Below are 19,635 nucleotides of genomic sequence, written 5' to 3'. Positions count from 1 at the left end.
ATGCAACATCTTGCAACCGAAGATCAACGCTCTGTACGACCACGTGGCGCAAGCGACAAAGTCCGTCATGAAGATCTGATTAATGAGCGTGGCCTGGAACATCTCATCCATAGCCATGCCGAGCAGTTGGATGCCGATGAAGACTACTGGTTTCGTCTACGCGGGCACAATCTTAACCCACTGGTGGATGCGGCTAGCAGCCTGCTTGGCATGGTGGTGCGTGTCCGTCAGCTTGATAGCGCAGGCGATGTTGAGCGTCTCTATCGTCAGGTAGTCGACGAGATCGCTGCCATCGAAATTGAGCTAACTGAGCAGGGCTATGACCGGGCCACACTACTCGCTTACCGCTACGTCCTTTGCTCCTTTATTGATGAAGCCGTCATGGGGATGCCTTGGGGGCGACAGAGTAAGTGGGCCGAGCACTCGCTGCTAACACGTTTTCATAATGAAACCTGGGGCGGCGAAAAAGTGTTCTCCATTCTCTCGCGTCTACAGCAAGAGCCCCAGCGCTACCGCGACATGTTGGCCTTTATTTATCTCTGCCTGTGCCTTGGTTTTGAGGGCCGTTACCGTGTGATGTCCCACGGGCGCGATGAGTACGAGCAAATTGTCCGGGCGTTAGGTGACCAATTAGCCACGCTTGATCAGCCACCTGAGGAAGCGCTTACCCAACCGCTGCGCAATGTCGTAAAAGGCCGCCAAGGCATGCGCAGCGGATTTCCTATATGGGGAATATTTGCCCTATTTGGGATCGCCATGGTGGCAGTGTATTTGGGCCTCTCCTGGTCGCTTGATCAGCAAGCCGAACAGATTACCTCACTTCTTAACCAAATTTACCGTTAGGAGATCCCATGCTCAGGGTAGAGCTACCAGCGCTTATTGGCCGCCTAAACACGATTGCTCGCCAAGGACTTGAACAGGCCGCCGTGCTGTGCGCCCAGCACCAGGCGCCTGAAGTTACCGCCGCTCATCTGTTGCAAGCGTTGCTTGACCAACCGCTCTGTGATGTTCGCTGTTTATGTGAAACATTCGATATTGATGTTGCTGAGTTACGTGCTCAACTCGCTGAAGAGACGCGCCCACCTCAGGATTTAGACGTAACGACACCCAGCTTTTCGCCGCTGCTAGTCGAGTTACTGCAAGATGCGTGGCTGTTAGCCACCACCGAGTACCAGCAAAGTGAGCTACGCAGTGGGGCGGTGTTAACCGCCTTGCTGCATACTGCTGACCGATACCTGGGGGCTGGTTCCGTGCGCATGTTAGCGGATATCAATCGCGAAAATTTGCGCCGTCATTTAGACCGTTTAACAGCAGATTCAGCGGAAGCACCCAGGGACAGTGCGGGCACTAGCCAACGCCAAGCTCCCCATGCCGCGGGCGATGACAGTGCCCTGGCACGTTTTGCCACCTCGTTGACTGAGCAAGCCCGCAATGGTGAGCTTGACCCCGTACTCGGGCGTGATCCGGAAATCGACCAAATGCTCGATATCCTGGGGCGTCGGCGCAAAAACAACCCCATCGTGATTGGCGATGCGGGGGTGGGTAAAAGTGCTGTAGTAGAAGGTTTAGCCGCCCGTATTGTGGCCGGCCAAGTACCCACGGCGCTGGCAGATGTTGAGCTGCTTACCCTTGATCTAGGCGCACTCCAAGCCGGTGCTGCGGTGAAAGGCGAATTTGAAAAACGCCTGAAAGCCGTGATTGATGAAGTGAAAAACGCGCCACGCCCTACGCTGCTGTTCATCGATGAAGCGCATACGCTGATCGGTGCGGGCAATCAGGAGGGGGGCGGGGATGCAGCCAACTTGCTCAAACCTGCCCTGGCGCGGGGAGAACTACGCACTATCGCCGCCACCACCTGGCGGGAGTACAAAAAGTACTTCGAAAAAGACCCGGCGCTGTCGCGGCGCTTCCAGCCCATTGCGCTTTCCGAGCCAAGCGTTGAGCAGGCGCTGGTGATTCTACGCGGCCTGCGCGATGTGTATGAACGCGCCCACGGTGTGCTGATTGGCGATAGCGGCCTGCGTGCAGCCGCCGCGCTTTCTGCTCGTTATTTGGCCGGTCGGCAATTGCCCGATAAAGCCATTGATGTGCTGGACACCGCCTGTACCCGGCTGGCGCAAGCCCTGGATACTCCGCCCCGCAAGCTCAGTCATCTGCAGAGTGAACATATCGCCGCACTGCGCGAGCGCGATCAGGTGGAACGTGAGCGACTGTTGGGGCGCGAACCCGATAGCGAGCTCCACCACGACTTAACCGAACGCTTAGCCAAGCTGGAAGAAGAGCTGGCAAGCCTGGAAGCCGCCTGGCAAGCGCAGCGGGAGTGTGTCGATGCCATTGTGACGCTACATCGCCAACTGCTGGAAGCAACGGATGCCGATACCGTGGATCAACTTCCCGAGGGGGTTCATCAAGCGCTCGCCGAACGTGAGCTGCAGCTGGCCCAACTGCAAGAGACATTTGCCCTGGTCAATCCTAGCGTTGAAGAAGCCCAGATCGCCCAGGTGATTGGCGACTGGACCGGCGTGCCGGTTGAGCGCATGACCAGCGACGAGCTAACGCGACTCACCGAATTGCCCACGCATCTGGATGCGCTCATCCAGGGGCAGAGCAGTGCGATTGAGCGTATCCACCGCCATCTGTTAACCGCCCGTGCTGATCTACGTCGCCCAGGGCGGCCATTGGGCGCGTTTCTATTGGTGGGCCCCAGCGGCGTTGGTAAAACCGAAACCGTGGTGCAAATTGCCGACCAGTTGTATGGCGGCCGTCAGTTTCTCACCACGATCAATATGTCGGAATACCAAGAAAAGCATACGGTTTCACGCCTGATCGGCTCACCGCCGGGGTATGTCGGGTTTGGTGAAGGCGGGCTACTGACCGAAGCGATCCGTCAGCGCCCTTATTCGGTGGTGCTGCTGGATGAAGTCGAAAAAGCCCATCCCGATGTGCTCAACCTCTTCTATCAAGCGTTTGATAAAGGCGAATTGGCGGATGGCGAAGGGCGCGTGATTGATTGCAAAAACGTGCTGTTCTTCCTGACCTCCAACCTTGGCTACGAAGCGATTGTCAGCTACGGCAATGACCCAGCGGCGTTGGACGCCGCGCTCTATCCGGTGCTGGCTGAGTTCTTCAAGCCAGCGCTATTGGCGCGTATGGAAGTGGTGCCTTACTTGCCGCTGGACGGCGATACCCTGCGCGACATCGTGAAGGCCAAGTTGGAGACCTTGGCAACACGCATCCGCGGGCGCCATCGCCAGGCCGAAGTGGTGCTGGATGACAGCCTGGCCGAGGCAATTTGTAAGCGTGCCACGCGGAGTGAAAACGGCGCCCGTATGCTCGAGTCGGTCATTGACGGTGAACTGCTGCCGCCGCTTTCCCGTGCACTGCTCGAACGTATGGCACGGCGTGAGCAGGTGAGTCGAGTAGTGTTAGGTGTGGATGCTGAACAGGGCTCATTCACCGCGGAGGTTGCGTGACGACATGACACTTCAAGCCCTAGACACCTTCGCCGCAAACACCGCGTGTTCACCCTCTCCGCTCGCCGCGATGCCCATTGCGTTAACCCTGGTGGAGAGCGAAAGCACTGAAGCACTGCGCAAGCGGGCAGCTCAGGTGCTATGCGATGGATTAGGACTTGATTGCTCTGAGTGTCTGTATGTTGAGGGGAGTGGTCGTTGGTTGGGTCGCGATGATAATGCGGCGCAGTTTGATTGCAGCGATTTCAGTCATCCTTATGCCCATGTCATCCGCAGTGGTAAAGCGCTCACATTAAGCGTGGGTGATGCCCGTACGCGCTTGGATCATGCTGGGTTTCAAGACCAGGTTGTGCATTTGGCGGCAAAGAAGCGCCTGCAAGTAAGACCGCTGCGTGCCCAGGATGGTGAGAAAGAGTGGCTGGGTGTGCTGTTGATGGTGGGCGAAGGAAGCTTCATGAGCACCCTGGACAATGATCCCGGTATGGCGGCGTTTGAGGCGTTGCTATGCCGGCTATGGGCGCGTTTGTCGCGGGAGCAGGGCGAACGGCATCGTTCGCGGGCACTGCGAGATTCGTTAGTCAAGCTTAACGATGGAGCCCGTCGGCAGGCGTTGGCCGATCAATTAGCGCAGGAGCTACTGGGAAACTCGAAGGCCATGCAAGAACTGCGGCGCCAAGTGGTGCGGGCGGCGGAAACCAACTTGGCGGTGTTATTGCAAGGGGAGACGGGCACCGGGAAGGATCGGGTGGCGCGTGCGCTCCATCAGCTCTCAGGGCGTGCAAAAGGCCCTTTTATGGCCATTAACTGCGCCGCTATTCCCGAAGCGTTGCTTGAATCCGAGCTGTTTGGCCATGCCAAAGGGGCGTTCTCGGGCGCAGACCAAGCCCAGGAAGGGCTTATCAGTCAAGCTGACGGCGGTACGCTGTTTCTGGATGAAATTGGTGATATGCCGCTAGCGCTACAAGCCAAGCTGCTCAGAGTGTTGGAGAGTGGCCGTTACCGTCCGCTAGGCGCCAGCGAAGAGCGCTGCGCGGATTTACGTTTAGTGGCCGCTACCCATCAGCCGCTTCGCGAGCATATTCGTGCGCAGCACTTTCGTGCTGACCTCTACTACCGACTGGGCCAATTTCCGCTCACCCTGCCACCGCTTGCAGAGCGGCGCGATGACATTGCCCAGTTGGCGCAATCGTTCATTGCCGATTTTTGCGCACGTGAAGAGCGTGACGACATGGGCATTACCCCGGCAGCACTGCGCTTACTCAAGCAGCGTGACTACCCCGGTAATGTTCGTGAGTTAAAAAACCTAATCGACTACGCCTGCGCCATGACGCCTCAGGGCGCGGATATTGATGCCTATGTCATACCCGGGGAGCAAGAGAGCGACGCTCAAACGGCACCAAATGCGCAGGTAAGTAGCACGCCGTTCCCTTTGCCGAATGATATCGATGACTTGCGCCAGGCGCTTCGCGATGTTGAAACCGCCATCATCCGCCAACGGTTAATGCATTTTGGCGGCAATCGCGCCCAAGCCGCCGCAAGCCTTGGCTTACCTAAGCGAACACTGGCCCATAAATGTCAGCTGCTAGAACTGGATACCAAATGAGAGTGACGTTACTAATTCGCCAGTGGTCATGCTGGGGACTGCTTATCATCGCTGTTTTGGGGAGTTCGGATGCTTTAGCAGACGAGCACCAAGCAATGCTTGAAAACGCTTTGGCATGTGCTGATGAGCCCTCTCGATTAGAGCGTTTGAGCTGTTATGACGACGTATTTAAAACAGCGACCTCATCGGCTGATGAGCGAGAGCTGCCCGATTTATGGTACGCCATTGAACGCCAGGAGAGTGGGCGCGATGACGATGATTTGGGCGTCATCGTTCAGCACGCCGGTGATGATGTGTTGATGAGCGTTCCTGCGTTGGGAACCACACCGCCACGACCCATTATGGTGATGGCGTGTGAAAAGCAGATCACTCGTTTTCAACTGCATTTGTCAGAGCCCATCGACAATGCACGTGTTGATTTACAGCTACGCACCCATAGCGGCAACGTAAATCAGCAGTGGCGAGTCCGTGATGGTGGTCATGTCATCAATGGTGGTCGAGGGTTGCCCGCCATCGAAACGCTGCGCCAGCTGCTGGGGGCCAATGACGTCACTGTGAATAGCGATGTGCCGAGTCTAGATGGGCTGCGTTTTGATATTACCGATCTCCGCCAACTCATTCAGCCGCTACGCGAAGCGTGTCGTTGGTAAGGGAGAACACTATGCGTATTACAGCTGAAGCTCATCTTGACCCATTATTGGCACCGCTGGCCGGTAACCAACATGACCAGCCGGTGGGTGAACCGCTCGAAGAGTCGAACGACTACCTGGCACTCGATGCTGAAATGATGAAAGTCGGTTCGTTGCAGCACGCTAGCGTCGCCTGGGAAACCGCTGAAACACTGGCTATTCAAATGTTTAGTCAGCGTGGCAAAGACTTGAAAGTGCTAGGCCATTTACTGCACTGCTTGCAGCACGATGGTAACGGAGTGCGCTTTGCGCTCTCACTGCGCTTACTAAGGCGCGCGTTGGAGCAGCCCTGGTGGGAACATGCCTATCCATTTAATGGCCCACGAGGTGCCAAGCTGCGCCCGCGGCTATTTCAGCAATTTACCCAGCGTAGTGTGAAGCTCGCCGCCGGACTTGATTTTCATAACGCTGAAGATGAGTACGAGGCCTGCCAAACCGCACTGACTGAGCTACAGGCGCGAGTAGAGCAGGACTCATTACCCGCAGAAGCATTGAGTGAGCTAAACCGTCAACTAGAGGCTAAGCGGCCGACCCAGCTGTCCTCTTCAGTGAGCGGTAGTAACGCTGCTCAGCAGCAAGAGCGACCCCAAACCTCCGTTAGCCATGATACTCCTCAAGCGGCCTCTGCATTCGCTTCAGACCAAGCGCCCGCAAAAGCGCCAGAGCTGCGTTTAGAGGCGGGAAACGAACGCTCTAATCGCCAGGCACTGCTCAAAATGGCCGATTTTTTGAGCGAACAGTCACCGGGGGAACCGCTTACCTATCGGCTTCGTCGCTACGCAGTCTGGGGGGCAATACAGGCACTACCAGCGGCTAAAGGGGAGGGTAAAACAGAGTTAGCCCCGGTGTCGGCAGACCGTATTGCCGACTACCGTGAAGCACTTGCGCGCGGCGGTGACAGCGAACTCTGGCAACGGATCGAAAACAGCTTAGCGGTAAGCCCTTACTGGCTGGAAGGGCACCGACTAAGTGCTGGACTTGCCAAACAGCTTGGCCATCCACGCTGTGCGGAGGCGATTCGTGATGAAGCGCAACGTTTTGTCGAACGGCTTCCTGGTATCGACGCCCTGGCATTCAACAACGGAACCAAGTTTGTCGACGATGAAACCCAACGTTGGCTATATAACAGCGCATCAGGGGGCAGTGGAGCCGCTGGTAATGGCAGCGATGCGTGGCAGGTGGGTCTCGAGGAGGCTCGCGACGCGGCGGAGAGTGGCGACATTGGTGCCGCGCTAAAAGTGCTCGATCAAGGTTTGAGTTCTGCTCGCTCACCGCGTGAAAGCACTTATTGGCGTTTAGCCAGTGCCGACCTATTGCACGAGACCGGGCTAGAAAGCCTCGCGCAGCAGCACTACCACACCCTGCATCAGAGCGTGACCGAGCTGGCATTAGAGCACTGGGAGCCTGCGCTGGTATCACGCCTTAAAGCAGCGGTTAAAGAGACGCACTCATAATGTTCATCATTAAAGGGACGAGGGACAAAGGCTAATGTGGTCAACATTAAAATCAAAGCTAAGCCGCTGGGTACCAGGCATGTCGCGGGCACAATCAGCTCAAAATCGTGCCCAGGCGCATGGCAATAAGGCCAAAGGGCTATTACGGCTTTCAACGCTGCTATGGGCAGTACTGCTCATTGCGCTACTGATCGCGATTTGGTGGCTGGGGCCTGGCTGGGAAGTGCGTGGTGTCATGCCGCTCGCGCCGTTAACCAATCGCCTGTTAGCCACGCTGGTGGTGGTCACCGTGATCGCCGTGGTATGGGGGGTACGCTTAGCACGGCGCCTTCGGGCGCTGGATGAAGAGCGGCAGCAAGAGGACGCACGCCAGCAAGATCCTATTATGTCGCAAGTCGAGCGTCAGGAAGCCTCGCTTAACAGTGTATTGAGTGAAATTACCGAGAGCTTGGGCGGCGGTAATAGTAGCCGCTACCGCTTGCCCTGGTACTTGGTCATGGGGGTAGAAAACGCGGGCAAAACCAGCTTGATTAATCGCTCGGGCCAAAATTTCGCGCTTACCCACGTCATGAAGGCGTCTGGTCAAAGCAGCAAGCAAGGACAGCTCGGCTTTGACTGGTGGATTGGCGATAAAGCGGTGTTGATCGACCCTGATGGAGAGCTGCTGACACAAGGCGCTATGGAGGGGGGCGAGCCCCAAGCGTTGCAGAGCCGACTGTGGGATCACTTTGTTGATTGGTTAGAGCGCAATCGCGCCCAGCGCCCGCTGGATGGCGTGGTGCTGGTGCTTGATCTCGCCCGTTTGAGCCATGCTCAGGTGGCGGTACGTAAGGGATATGCGGCGCTGCTACGCAGCCGCTTGCGAGAGTTGATGGAGCGCCACGGTACCCGGCTGCCGGTTTACGTGACGTTTAGCAAAATGGATTTGTTGCACGGCTTTGATGACTTCTTTCGTCACTACTCCCGCGAGGCCCGCCGTGCGCCGCTGGGGTTTACTTTTACCCCGGCCTCGATGGAGACCCCAGGTAAGTGGGAGTCGGAGTTTGAAGCTGACTACGACGCCATGCTGGCGCGTTTGAATCAGCTATTGCCGACTATGTTGTCGGAATGCCGTGACCGCGAAGAGCGTGAATCTGTGTTCCGCTTTGTGCGTCAGTTGGCGGGGCTACGCGATGTGCTGTTCGGCTTCTTGACCGAGGCATTATCGAGTGACCGCTTCTCGACCGCCGCGATGGTTCGCGGTGCTTACTTTACGTCTGTGTATCAGCAAGGCGTTCCCGAAGATCCCTTTGTCGATGCCGCTGCCCGACGTTATGGCATGGATGACAGCGTTCAGCCTGCTCATCGCGCTACCCGCAGCGCGCTCTACTTCACCGAAGAATTATTTGAAAAAGTCATTTACCCCGAAGCAGGGCTGGCAGGTGATAACGCCAGAGTTACCCAGCGTCGTCGCCGTGCCCGCAATATAAGCTTAGCCGCGTGCTTGATGATGGGTATAGGCTTGGTGGGGGGCTGGGCACACTTCTATCAAAAGAACAGCGTGTCCCTGGCCGCCGTCGAAGAGCGTGCAGAAACGTTTTTAACCACCCAGCCTGAGGCGTTTCAAAGTGATGACCCCAGTGGCTATGAGTTTTTAGAGCCGTTAGATAGGCTGCGTTATGCGCTGGAAACGTTCTCTGAATACCGTACGCACACGCCTTACCTTGCGGATATGGGGTTGTATCAGGGCCATATCATTGGTGCTCAGATTGAGCGCGCTTACCTCGCCATGCTTGAGCATCAATTCCTGCCCGCCTTGATGATCGGCATCATGGACGATATGAATCGCACCGAAGAGGGTAGCAACGAGAAACTGGCGCTGCTGCGTGTGCTGCGCATGATGTCGGACGCCAGCGGTCGTCAGCCAGAGCGGGTAGAGCGCTTTATGGCCCAGCGCTGGCAAGGCTACTTCCCCCAGCAGGGCGAGGTTCAAGAGCGCCTCTTAACCCATCTGGACTATGCCTTGGCGCATAGCGATTTAGAGGGGCATATTGCTGAAGGGCAGCAGCGCCCCGCCCAGGCGATGGCTCCCCTTCGCGGCAGCTTGAACGCTGCGCAAGAAGAGCTTTCACGCCAACCCATTGATGAGCGTGTATACGCTGCCTTAAAAGCCGCCGGTGACCGCCAGGGTGAACCGTTGGATTTACGCCGTAGTGTGGGCACCTTGTTTGATACCGTATTTATGGCGCGAAATGATGACCCTGAGCATGTTCGTCTGCCCCACCTGGTTACCCGAGATGGCTTTGAAAACTACTTTTTACAAGAGCTGGAGCGGGCCACAGAGCTGGCATTGATTGATGTGTGGGTACTGGGGCAGCGCGATAATATCAACTTTAGTGAGGCCGATAAGCAGCAGTTGCAAACGGCGCTGCGCGAACATTATGTCAGTGACTACCATGTCAGCTGGCGTGATGCCTTGCGCGATACCCAACTAGTCCCCCTGCCGGATATCCATCAAGCCATCGTGGTGGCCGACGCCCTGGTGGGGGCACAGCGCCCGCTTGATCGGCTATTGGCAGCCGTTGAGCGCAATACCAGCCTTTATCCTGAACTACCCGTTGATGATGAGCAGGCCCGGAAAGCGCTGCAACAGTCACAGCGTTACCAGCTTGCGCTAGCCATTGAGCAGCCCTTCACGCCGATTAATCAGCTCAGCCAGGAGCGTAACGACAATCCCTCATCACTGGAGGAGATCAAGACCGCGGTAACGGCGTTGCGTGACTACTTGCTTGAGATTGAAGAGTCGAGCGATGCCGGCCGTGCTGCTTTCATCAATGTGCGAGACCGGCTCTCGCTACGCGGTGATGACCCGATCTATAACCTACAGCGCATTGCTGACAACACCCCCGAGCCGGTAGGCAGTATGTTGCACGACTTGGCCGATCAGAGCTGGCAACTGATGATGGCGAGTGCAACGCGCCACTTGGAGCACCGCTGGCTAGACGATGTCGTAGCGCCTTACCAAGAGCGCTTGGCAGGACGTTATCCGCTCGCCCCCAATGCCAGCCGTGAAGTGGCGCTGAGCGACTTTGAAGACTTTTTTGCCCCAGAAGGTACGTTAGATGCCTTTTATGAAGAGAGCTTAAAGCCCTTTATTGAAGGTGCCCCGGAGTACTTAGTGGATGCCGAGGGTAATTCACTGCTGCGCGATAGCCTGCACACGGCCATACAGCAGGCTGAGCAGATCCGTCGCGCCTACTTTAGCCGCGATGGCGCGCTGGACGTAGAGTTCGCCCTGGAGCCCATCAGCCTAAGCCCCGATAAGCGGCGCAGTGTGGTCAGCGTGGATGGCCAACTGATCGAATATGCTCACAGTGCTAGTCAGCGTGTTTCGATGATTTGGCCGAATACGCTGCGCGGCGGAACGGAAAGCCGCGTCACCATGGTACCCAGTGAGATTAATCGCTCTCCACGCAGCGTGAGCCAAGATGGCCCCTGGGCGTGGTTCCGGTTATTGGAACAGGCCGATATCACCAGTATTAGTGAACGAGAGCTGGAGCTGCGCTTCAACGTAGATGGCGGCACGATGCGCTATCGTTTGTTTGCCGATGGGGCGCCGAATCCCTTTACGCGGCCATTGGTTGAGGGTTTCCAACTACCGTCAGCACTCTACGCGGAACGAGGTGGCAATGCTGACCAAACTTAAGCGCCTGTTTAGTCCGGGCTCGCCCCAGCCCTCTGCTCGCCAGAGGCGACACGGAGCAAAACGTTCTCGTCCATTAGAAGACGCACGCGAAGAGGATATCGATAGTTTTATCGAGGCCGTCTACCGGGCCGACGCTAAGGGGCACTCTCCTTGGGTACTCCGTGACAGCAGTGTGCTGGAAACCTTGCGCCGGGCGCTGGAATTCACCGTTCATCGCGGCCTGTGGTTGCAGCGGGAAGAGGGGCAGGTAGCCCACTGGCAGGGACGTTTGTTGGCCCTACGCCATGGGGAAGGGCCGCCGCTTGGCATGGTGCTCGCCTGTCGGCCAGATGATGAAGCGGCTTGGCAACTGCGCTTTTTCTACATCGGTCAGGAGTGGAAAGGCAGTGGTCACGGCACACGGCTGCTGATGGCGGTGCGCCGTAGCCTTAATGGCGTACCGCTGCAAACACGCCTGCCACTCGCTTGCCACTCGGCAATTGATAGTCTTGAAGCGGCAGGTTTTAGCCGTCAATTCGTAGACGCTTTTGATGTTGCCAGCTATGAAGCGCCCGCCAAGTGGGATGAATAGGTGGGATGAGTAAGCGGAACCGCAATAAAGGAGTATGCACAATGGGTCAGAAGTTTGTATTAGTGGGTGATATGGGCACCGACCACGATGGCTTTCCACCGACACCGGTCACTGCAGGCAGCGGCACGGTGATGATGGACGGCAAGCCGGTCGCCCGCGTGGGAGATCCCCTGGCGCCGCATGATAAACCCAACCATTCGCCGCACCCGCGTGCCATCGCGCAGGGTTCAAGCACTATTTTAATCGACGGCAAACCGGCAGCACTGACGGGCCACTCGGTGGATTGCGGCGGTGTGGTGATTGGCTCTGGTTCAGGGGAGGGAAGTTGATATGACCACGGGGCTACAATTCACGTTAACACTCCCCGGTGTTGAGGATATCGCGGTGATCGACTTCACTCATCGCGAGGCGCTTTCCCAACCCTTTGAGCTGGTGCTCAATCTGGCCAGCCGTGATGGCAGCCTGGACGCCGCGGAGCTGCTGGATCGTGAGGCGGAACTGACTATCTGGCAGGATGGCGAACCGCTGCGCCGAGTGCACGGTATCGTTAGTGAATTTGGCCAGGGCGACCGCGGCCATCGCCGTACCTTCTACTCGCTGGTGCTGCGCCCAGCGCTCTGGCGGCTTTCGCTGCGTCAGAACTCGCGTATTTTCCAAAAGGTCGACCCGCTCACCATCATTAATACCCTGTGCGATGAGCGGGGTATTACCGATGTTGGATTTGCGGTAAACCGCGACCTAGCCGAGCGTGAGTATTGCGTCCAGTACCGTGAAACCGACCTCACCTTTATTGAGCGCCTAGCCGCTGAAGAGGGGCTGTTCTACTTCCATGAATTTGCAAAGGGTAGCCATCGGCTGATCTTCGCCGATGACCCGCAGATACTTACGAACCTCGGCGAACGCACTTACCACAGCCGCGCCGGTGGCACCGCCCCCACACGCCATGTACGCAAGCTTAGTCATACCGCCCGTGTAGCGGCGGCCACCGCCACCCTGAAAGACTACAGCTTTAAAAACCCGGCCTATGCGCAGTTGCATGAACACCTAGGCCGCGATGTTGAGCAGCACGGCCAAAACGCTGACTACGAGCACTACGACTACCCCGGCCGCTATAAGCAGGACGCCTCCGGCAAGCCCTTTACCCGTATCCGCCTGGAACAGCTACGCCGTGAAGCGCTCACCGCCAACGCCGAAAGTGACCTACCCGAACTCGCCCCTGGCCTGCGCTTTACCCTGTCCGACCACGACACCGACAGCCTCAACCGCGACTGGCAAGCCATTGAAGTAAGCCACTTTGGTGAACAACCCCAGGCGTTGGAAGAAGATGGCATGACTCAGGGTGATGCAAACGGTATGACCCGTTATTACAACCAGGTCACCCTCATCCCCGGCGATGCACCCTGGCGAGCAACCCCGAATCCCAAACCGCGTGTGGATGGCCCCCAGGTCGCCTTCGTGGTCGGCCCCGAAGGCGAAGAAATTCACTGCGACGAACACGGCCGGGTCAAAGTCCAGTTCCCCTGGGACCGCTACGCAGAGCCAAATGATACCGCCAGTTGCTGGGTGCGGGTCGCCCAAGGCTGGGCAGGCGGCGGCTACGGCAGTATCGCCATCCCCCGTATTGGCCATGAAGTCATTATCTCGTTTTTAGAAGGCGATCCGGATCAGCCACTGATCACCGGGCGTACCTACCACGCGGTGAATACCGCACCTTATCCGCTGCCGGAACACAAAACCCGCACCGTCATCCGCACCCAAAGCCACAAGGCCGAAGGCTTCAACGAACTTCGCTTTGAAGACGAAGCAGGCGAAGAGCAAATCTGGCTCCATGCCCAGAAAGATCTGGAGCTGTTAACGCTTAACGACCGCACCGAAGAGATCCAGCACGACAGCCACCTCAAGGTGCACAACGACCGCATCAGCGAGATCGACAACGACGATCACCACACAGTACATAATAATCGCCACACCCAGGTAGACGGCGACGACCACCTGATGATCGACGGCACCCGCCATGAGAAAGTCGGCCAGGCGCAGTTACTGGAAGCAGGACAAGAGATTCATCACAAAGCGGGCATGAAGGTGGTGATCGAGGCAGGCGCGGAAATCACCCTCAAAGCCGGCGGCAGCTTTCTGAAAATCGACCCCAGCGGCGTCACCATCGTCGGCCCGCAGGTCAAGATTAACTCTGGGGGGAGTCCTGGATCGGGAAGTGGGCAGGCTGCGCAGGGGCCGCAGCTGCCAAGTCAAGCAACTGCAGAAACACATGAAGCTATTCCACACGTGACGCATGAAGCATTGCTGGAAGCCTCGGCAGTAGAGGCCAGCATCATCCAGTTATGCCAAAAGCAAACCGATGGCAGTTGCCCGCTGGCTGACTGTCCTTGCCTGGCTAGGGTTAGCTGATAATGCGCTACGCAGTAAAATTGCCGGAGCAAAGGAAGCAGCGTTATTGGTTGGTCGATACCGGAAGCCTTCCCGAGGGGGAGGTGTTACGTCGTTACTATGCAGAGGCGACTCAACCCACGTTTCGCTGGCTTTACGACGATACGGCTTATCAAGGGGTCAGAAATAGCGGCCCGGTGTTACTTGATATCACTCAAAATAGCGACTTTTGGCAACAATGCTGCACCGATTGGGTGGGAATAGCCGCGTCGGTAGTGATTGACACAAACGAGACCCTAGATGAGCTGCAACAGCGTTTAGCAACGCATCTAACCATACACACCTCAGGGAATGGAAAGGGATTGCTGCGGTTTCACGAGCCAGCGGTCTTACATCTCTTGCTAGGCGAAGAGCAACTTTCTCCGGCCGGTCGACTGACGCTGATGGGCAAAGACACGACATGGTATTGGGCGCTTTGTCTAAGCCAGGGAACGATCATTCATGAGCATTGTTCCTCAGTTAACAGCGAGGACATTACGCCCAACCAGGCATTAAGGTTAGACGACGTTACCCAACAGCGACTGACCAGCTTGAGGCAGTTTTCCCGATTGATGCCGTTAATGGGTGATGCTATTGATCGTTTCGTTCTGTTGCAAAGTGAGGACGAGATCACATCCCTCTGGCGGGCGCTTGAGCAGTATTGGGGTGCCACTTGGCAAACCCATTTGCCACGCAAGCAAGCCGTTGAAAACGCGCGGGATATGCTGGTAAGCAGTAACGCACTCGAACAATTCATTGATGAGTTGGGCGCGTATGTGCAGAGCTCCTCTCTCGATGCGATGAGATGACAAAGGATACAGAAATGTCACAGAATCATGCGTGCAGCCCAAAGGCCATCTATCTAGAAATGACCGGCCAACATGACGATAACCACCAGAATGAATACTGGCTTTATCAGGGGGACAATGCAGTTGAACTCCTGGCAGAAGGAGATGCGTCAGAGGGGCGTTTCGGGCCCATCGTCGAGTCGCAGAAAGAGTTTTTTGAAGAAGAGCTGGCAGACTATCGACTGGTACAAAAGATAGGCGATATTGAAGTACCGCTACTGGAGGTGGAAGAGGTCTCACAATGTGGTCTGATTCCCAAGCAGCGGGCGTTCCAGCATAACCTCATGGTGTCGACCGTACCCATGCTGTATCTCGACCACCAGGAAATAGCGGGAGGGCCGTGCCGTGGTGGTTTCATTTACGTATTTCTGAAAGGCCGACTAATTCGTGAACTGGTAGTCACCAGCCTCGTGAATGGGGTATTACAATTTCTCGATAGCGATATTGCGACCTACCGTAAGCAGGGCGAGGTACCTACAGTACGTGAGTTTTCTGGGCCTGCCTTGGCGCATCTACACTTGCCTCTTAAGCTCAATGGTGAGACGGCCAATGTGCGGCTAGCCTTCTCTGATCACCCTTGGCCCTGGGCGCATATCGAGCAGTTAGAAGCCAACCCGCACCTCATTGAGAAACGCTGCCAGCCATGGGCAATGAACGAGTCTGCGTTGACCAATATGCTCCAGGGGCGGATGCGTAACTTCTACGCACATGGCCTCGAGGTCAATCGTGACGAATGTAGCGGTAAAGCCTTATTGGACTGGTTGCCGCCCATGCGCCCACGCGATGCGGTATATGAGCAAGCATGGGGTAGCCCAAGAGGCTATATTGAAGACCCGACGGCAGAAGGCTGGAGGACACTAATCGACCAGCTTGAGTCAGAACGTGCCTTTTTCGATTCCGATGAGGAAAACGCAACGCTCCCGGATATCGATATGGCGAAAAGGCAGCGTAATTTCTCGCCAGGGCTGCGTGGGACGCTGTTGCAACAGTGGTGCAACCCCCTAAGGCCTGATAATGAACAGGCCGAAGAAGCACAGTTAGCGCTTATAAAAGCGCCCACAGCGACAAACGATTGTTTAGCACCGTTACGCGATCAGCAGCTCTGCTGTGTCTTCCTACGTGACCCTAAGCAGGCAGCCGAACATCTGATTGCCGACATCCAAGCCACGACCGAATTGCTGATGGTGCTGGCGGAGAGCATGAAGTACCACCCTCATGGCGCCTCGGCGGAGCTAGTACACGCCAATTGTTTTATGGCTGAAGGGCCGGATGGTGAAAGCAACCCGCGCTACCTTGATGAGTGGTTTGACCTTAAGCTTGACCGCGGCCGGGATAGCCTGTTTTGTCGGCTAGTCAAAATGGAAGAGCGCCGCCTTGCTCGGTTAAGGCGCGATGAGGCCCTCGCAGCCCTTGCCGAATTGCTGGATGATGTCTCGCCAGGGGCACTTACTCATGCGTTGCATGATGCCATGCTATTCGATGACCTCAATCTGCTCGAACCCTACGTTATTTTGGCGCGAAGTATCGATATACTGCTAAATGGGTTGCGCCCCTTTGACCCCAAAGGCACCACCGAAGAGCTCGCCGACTACCGCTCCCCCGAGCGTTGTCGAGCTACCCTTGATATCCTCTATGAAGGTAAACATCCCGCCTCAACGTTCTTCTTCAAGGCGGCGCTGTGCGATGTAGATGACAGCTGGGGTGAAGCCTATGAACGAGACCTGGCTCGAATCACTCAGGCTTCGCAGCAAATACTTTCTCAGGAAGCCAGCGCGGCCACGATGACGGCAGATGGCCTGCTGGCCCTCCAGAACCAGCTTGTCGAAGAGACAAACCCCACGGCGGATGCTATGCGCCGTATTCTGAACGGTGCCGATGCTATTGTCATCAGCACATTACCTCCGCTGGTTGCCGCGATTCCCTGGCTCAAGCTTGGCCAGACCATGTCTGTGGATATCGCTTCGGACTATGCTGATCTAAAAGGCGCCTTAGGAGGGGGGCTCTCGATCAAGGCCGAACTAGAGAACGGCAGGATTGTCTGGTTTGCTCCGCGCGAATTCCAAGTGGCTACCGCCGAGATGGCCCAGGCCAGTGCAGCCCTGCAGGCCTCGGCGACCACCAATGCGCTAGGCGGCAATGCTGTCTCATCCCCCGGAAACCAGACTGTTCGAGTAACGGGGCGTGAAACGGGCGAATGGCGTTTTTATGGCGCGCGTACAGGTTATACGGCTTTTTGGGCTGTTTTGGTAGTACTAGAAGCAGGTAACCTCTTGGGAGGGCTTGAGAAAGTAGGCCGCGAGGGGGGAGCTGTAAATGCAGCAAAATTAGGAAGTGCAGTTTTAGATGGTTTGTTGTTAAGTGCCCAAGGGTTAAAGTTGGCAAATAGTCAGTGGGGTTGGTCAGTTCGAATTAATAACGTACTCGATAACCCCTACTTGAAAGATGAAAGCTGGCAAAAGGCCATGGGGGATGCAGGACAAGTTAGGGGAGGCCTGACGCTGATTGCAGGTCTGTTGACCACTATGCTGGTTGCTCATGATGCCCATGAGCTTGCTCAACGTGGCGAACACCGAACTGCACGTTTGACAGCAGCTCAAGCTGGTGCGATGGGTGTAGCTACAGTTTACGGCTCCGGCTTTGGTGAAGCCGCCGAGCGTGTCTCTAAAGCTCAGCTAGCGCGTTATCAATTGCTTAACCGTGTGCTTGGCTGGGTGGGTACATCAAGGCCCGTGCCCATCACCGTGATTAGCCTTGCGGCCTCTGTTTTCTTTCAGTTCCTGGCAACCAACAGCCGTGATGATGGCTTCTCTCTTTGGGTGCAGTACGGACCCTTCGGCAGTCGCCGTGATGAACTGGAATCGCGCTTGGCCCAGCTCGCCGCCCAAGAGGAGGACCAGGATTCAGCCGCCATTCATGATTACTTGGTACAGCTAAAAGGAGCCAGCCCCCATCAAGCTTATTTGTACCTGCTACAGGGGCTGCATGACACCTATGCTGAACTGGTCTCTCCTCGAACGTTAACGGAGCGATCACGACGCTTTGCGGACTGTGATATCGCGGTCAAATTCAGCTGCGCCGGGTTACGCTATGGCGAGTTCCAGCTCCCCCCTCTAGGCGTCAGCGCCGACTACCTGGCGCCGGTGCCTGATATGGGCTTCACCTATCAGTATTACCCTGTCGTAAAGGGTCAGCGTTTAATAGCCTCTGCGGAGGCAGAAGACCCTGAAGATAAAGCTATCCGTTATCTGGGTATTAGCTTGCCCCGCGAATGGCGGCGCATGGGGATTCCCAGCTCACATTTAGGTGTGGACCCCCGCTGGTTGCGCAATAGCCGTGGCCGTTTTCAGCATGAGCCTGATTACAGGCAGGAGTATCACCAGAAAGCCAACTTGGTGCGTCTGAACCTTGATGACCTAACGGGGCAGGGCTCCATTCAGTTCTGGGATAGAGCTAAGAGACAATATCAAACTATCGAGGACGAAATGACCTTTACCACGCACCCCTCGTCGTTAACCTGGGTATGGAATCAGCAAGGAGGCCGCCGGTGAGTTCACACAAGGAACCGCTAACGCCAGCAGATGGCTACGCCGAAACCGCCTACCGCGCCGATGCGCTTCCCGAGCAGAGCTACGCTCCTCAAAATGAGATGTTGCGTGGGCGCATCCTTGAAACCCGCCTGCCTTGGGGCAATTATCTGGGGGTAAACCCCACTAATAATCAGTATTCGGAAATCTGGTTTAAAGAGTATCAATACATTGGTGATGATTATCATGACTACACCATGATCAATGAGTCGCGCTGGTCACAGCGTGTTGATGAAGATGTTAACGATCTTTATCGCATTGCTAGATTCTTTTTTGTTATTTTTTCTCACCTTTTTAGTTTTGTAGGAGGAGGGGGGGGGATACTAACCGGTGTGGCTATAATTACAGCAGTTCTTGGAAGTTTAGCCTCTCTTGTATATGGAAACAGCGAGTTTCCTTGGGGTTTTATAAAGCTGATATTTTGGGTGGCTACTATCTGTGGCATTGCAACTTTATTGCGCTATTTTTGGGAAAAACATTCCATTAAGTTTTATAAGAGAAACCGCAATTGGTCGAATGACTATGCCTTGTGCCGGCATACAGGCATGGTTAAGACGGATATAGGAAACTTTCCTTTTTATGAATTTGATGCCTATATCGAAATGCGGGTAGGTACTCAGGGCTCCCAGTTCCATTCCTTGAAACTGATCCATCGCTACCCCCATCGTAGTCGTCTTCCGCATAGTGAAAGTTCCCTTGAATTTGATTTTACTGTTGGTGGCAGCATTGCCCAGTTATACGCCACTTGGGATATGCTTCAGCGCTATATGGATGTCTCTCAGCCATTGCCAGATATTCCTCAAGTTGAACCCTTCCGTCATCTAGACCCGACCACCAAGGCCTACGACGAAGCGGGTAAGCGTGGTCGTCCCGCTACCTACTGGCGTGATTTATATACCCATAGCAGCGAGGAGGAGCTCAAGGCATTGCGCGAGGCGCACCGCGCCGAGGTGGATGCTACCCACTGGGGCGGTCGCCCAGACCTAATGGAACTCTCCGTACCCAACTACCGCGAAACCCGCAAGGGCGAGCCGGAAGACGTCAACGACTTTGGGCGCTTTCCCTGGAAGGCGGGCAAGTTCGTTGACCGGCCAGAAACGACCCCGTCTGAGGATTCACAGGATCAGCAGCAGAACGACGCCCCTCCGCGCTGAGAGCTAAACCAGCACACATGCATTGGTTATCCGCCTGGGAAGGCAGCAATTGCCTTCCCAGGCTGTAGCGTGGGTATTCCCAGGTAGACCCACGCTGGTTGCGCCATAGCCGTGAGCGTTTCCAGCATGAGCCTGATTACAGGCAGGAGT

12 protein-coding genes are annotated in these 19,635 nt (G+C 56.1%); all 12 read left to right on the top strand.

What is annotated here, in order from left to right; translation table 11 throughout:
• Positions 1-843, top strand: a complete 843-nt coding sequence (icmH, locus tag U738_RS11380; protein WP_092490811.1) for a type IVB secretion system protein IcmH/DotU — start codon at positions 1-3, stop codon at positions 841-843.
• Positions 844-851: 8 nt separating this feature from the next.
• Positions 852-3,473: a type VI secretion system ATPase TssH gene (tssH, locus tag U738_RS11375; RefSeq protein ID WP_035580451.1), complete on the top strand. Its 2,622-nt coding sequence runs from the start codon at positions 852-854 to the stop codon at positions 3,471-3,473.
• Positions 3,474-3,477: 4 nt separating this feature from the next.
• A complete protein-coding gene (locus U738_RS11370; protein WP_081899088.1) occupies positions 3,478-5,076 on the top strand; it encodes a sigma-54 interaction domain-containing protein in 1,599 nt (532 codons plus the stop codon).
• A 95-nt stretch (positions 5,077-5,171) separates the two neighbouring features.
• The gene (gene vasI / locus U738_RS11365) at positions 5,172-5,726 is read left to right on the top strand and encodes a type VI secretion system-associated protein VasI (protein ID WP_235208642.1); all 555 of its coding nucleotides are present in this window, start codon (positions 5,172-5,174) and stop codon (positions 5,724-5,726) included.
• Positions 5,727-5,737: 11 nt separating this feature from the next.
• Positions 5,738-7,219: a type VI secretion system protein TssA gene (gene tssA, locus U738_RS11360; protein ID WP_035580448.1), complete on the top strand. Its 1,482-nt coding sequence runs from the start codon at positions 5,738-5,740 to the stop codon at positions 7,217-7,219.
• Positions 7,220-7,298: 79 nt separating this feature from the next.
• On the top strand, positions 7,299-10,904 hold the full coding sequence (gene tssM, locus U738_RS11355; RefSeq protein ID WP_231896809.1) for a type VI secretion system membrane subunit TssM: 3,606 nt from the start codon (positions 7,299-7,301) through the stop codon (positions 10,902-10,904).
• A complete protein-coding gene (locus U738_RS11350) occupies positions 10,888-11,475 on the top strand; it encodes a hypothetical protein (RefSeq protein ID WP_035580441.1) in 588 nt (195 codons plus the stop codon). Before tssM ends, U738_RS11350 begins: the two co-directional genes overlap by 17 nt.
• A gap of 41 nt (positions 11,476-11,516) precedes the next feature.
• Positions 11,517-11,804, top strand: a complete 288-nt coding sequence (locus tag U738_RS11345) for a type VI secretion system PAAR protein (protein WP_035580438.1) — start codon at positions 11,517-11,519, stop codon at positions 11,802-11,804.
• A 1-nt stretch (position 11,805) separates the two neighbouring features.
• Positions 11,806-13,881 (top strand): type VI secretion system Vgr family protein, encoded by a 2,076-nt coding sequence (locus tag U738_RS11340; RefSeq protein ID WP_035580435.1) that lies wholly within the window; start codon positions 11,806-11,808, stop codon positions 13,879-13,881.
• Between the two features lie 2 nt (positions 13,882-13,883).
• Positions 13,884-14,708: a DUF4123 domain-containing protein gene (locus tag U738_RS11335; protein WP_035580432.1), complete on the top strand. Its 825-nt coding sequence runs from the start codon at positions 13,884-13,886 to the stop codon at positions 14,706-14,708.
• Positions 14,709-14,722: 14 nt separating this feature from the next.
• Positions 14,723-18,295 carry a hypothetical protein gene (locus tag U738_RS11330; RefSeq protein WP_035580430.1) on the top strand — a complete coding sequence of 1,191 codons (3,573 nt, stop codon included), beginning with the start codon at positions 14,723-14,725 and terminating at the stop codon, positions 18,293-18,295.
• Complete coding sequence (locus U738_RS22680; protein ID WP_050713119.1) at positions 18,292-19,485, top strand: hypothetical protein; 1,194 nt, start codon at positions 18,292-18,294, stop codon at positions 19,483-19,485. Before U738_RS11330 ends, U738_RS22680 begins: the two co-directional genes overlap by 4 nt.
• Positions 19,486-19,635 lie beyond the last annotated feature (150 nt).

It is taken from the genome of Halomonas sp. TG39a (assembly GCF_000744395.1).
Classification (GTDB): domain Bacteria; phylum Pseudomonadota; class Gammaproteobacteria; order Pseudomonadales; family Halomonadaceae; genus Vreelandella; species Vreelandella ventosae_B.
Note: the sequence above shows the minus strand (reverse complement) of the source record. Positions and strands in the feature narration are given on the sequence as shown.

Excerpts from the sequence above, each read along its gene's own strand:
- icmH (WP_092490811.1), top strand. The coding sequence starts at position 1 with ATGCAACATCTTGCAACCGAAGATCAACGCTCTGTACGACCACGTGGC.
- tssH (WP_035580451.1), top strand. The coding sequence starts at position 852 with ATGCTCAGGGTAGAGCTACCAGCGCTTATTGGCCGCCTAAACACGATT.
- U738_RS11370 (WP_081899088.1), top strand. The coding sequence starts at position 3,478 with ATGACACTTCAAGCCCTAGACACCTTCGCCGCAAACACCGCGTGTTCA.
- vasI (WP_235208642.1), top strand. The coding sequence starts at position 5,172 with ATGCTTGAAAACGCTTTGGCATGTGCTGATGAGCCCTCTCGATTAGAG.
- tssA (WP_035580448.1), top strand. The coding sequence starts at position 5,738 with ATGCGTATTACAGCTGAAGCTCATCTTGACCCATTATTGGCACCGCTG.
- tssM (WP_231896809.1), top strand. The coding sequence starts at position 7,299 with ATGTCGCGGGCACAATCAGCTCAAAATCGTGCCCAGGCGCATGGCAAT.
- U738_RS11350 (WP_035580441.1), top strand. The coding sequence starts at position 10,888 with ATGCTGACCAAACTTAAGCGCCTGTTTAGTCCGGGCTCGCCCCAGCCC.
- U738_RS11345 (WP_035580438.1), top strand. The coding sequence starts at position 11,517 with ATGGGTCAGAAGTTTGTATTAGTGGGTGATATGGGCACCGACCACGAT.
- U738_RS11340 (WP_035580435.1), top strand. The coding sequence starts at position 11,806 with ATGACCACGGGGCTACAATTCACGTTAACACTCCCCGGTGTTGAGGAT.
- U738_RS11335 (WP_035580432.1), top strand. The coding sequence starts at position 13,884 with ATGCGCTACGCAGTAAAATTGCCGGAGCAAAGGAAGCAGCGTTATTGG.
- U738_RS11330 (WP_035580430.1), top strand. The coding sequence starts at position 14,723 with ATGTCACAGAATCATGCGTGCAGCCCAAAGGCCATCTATCTAGAAATG.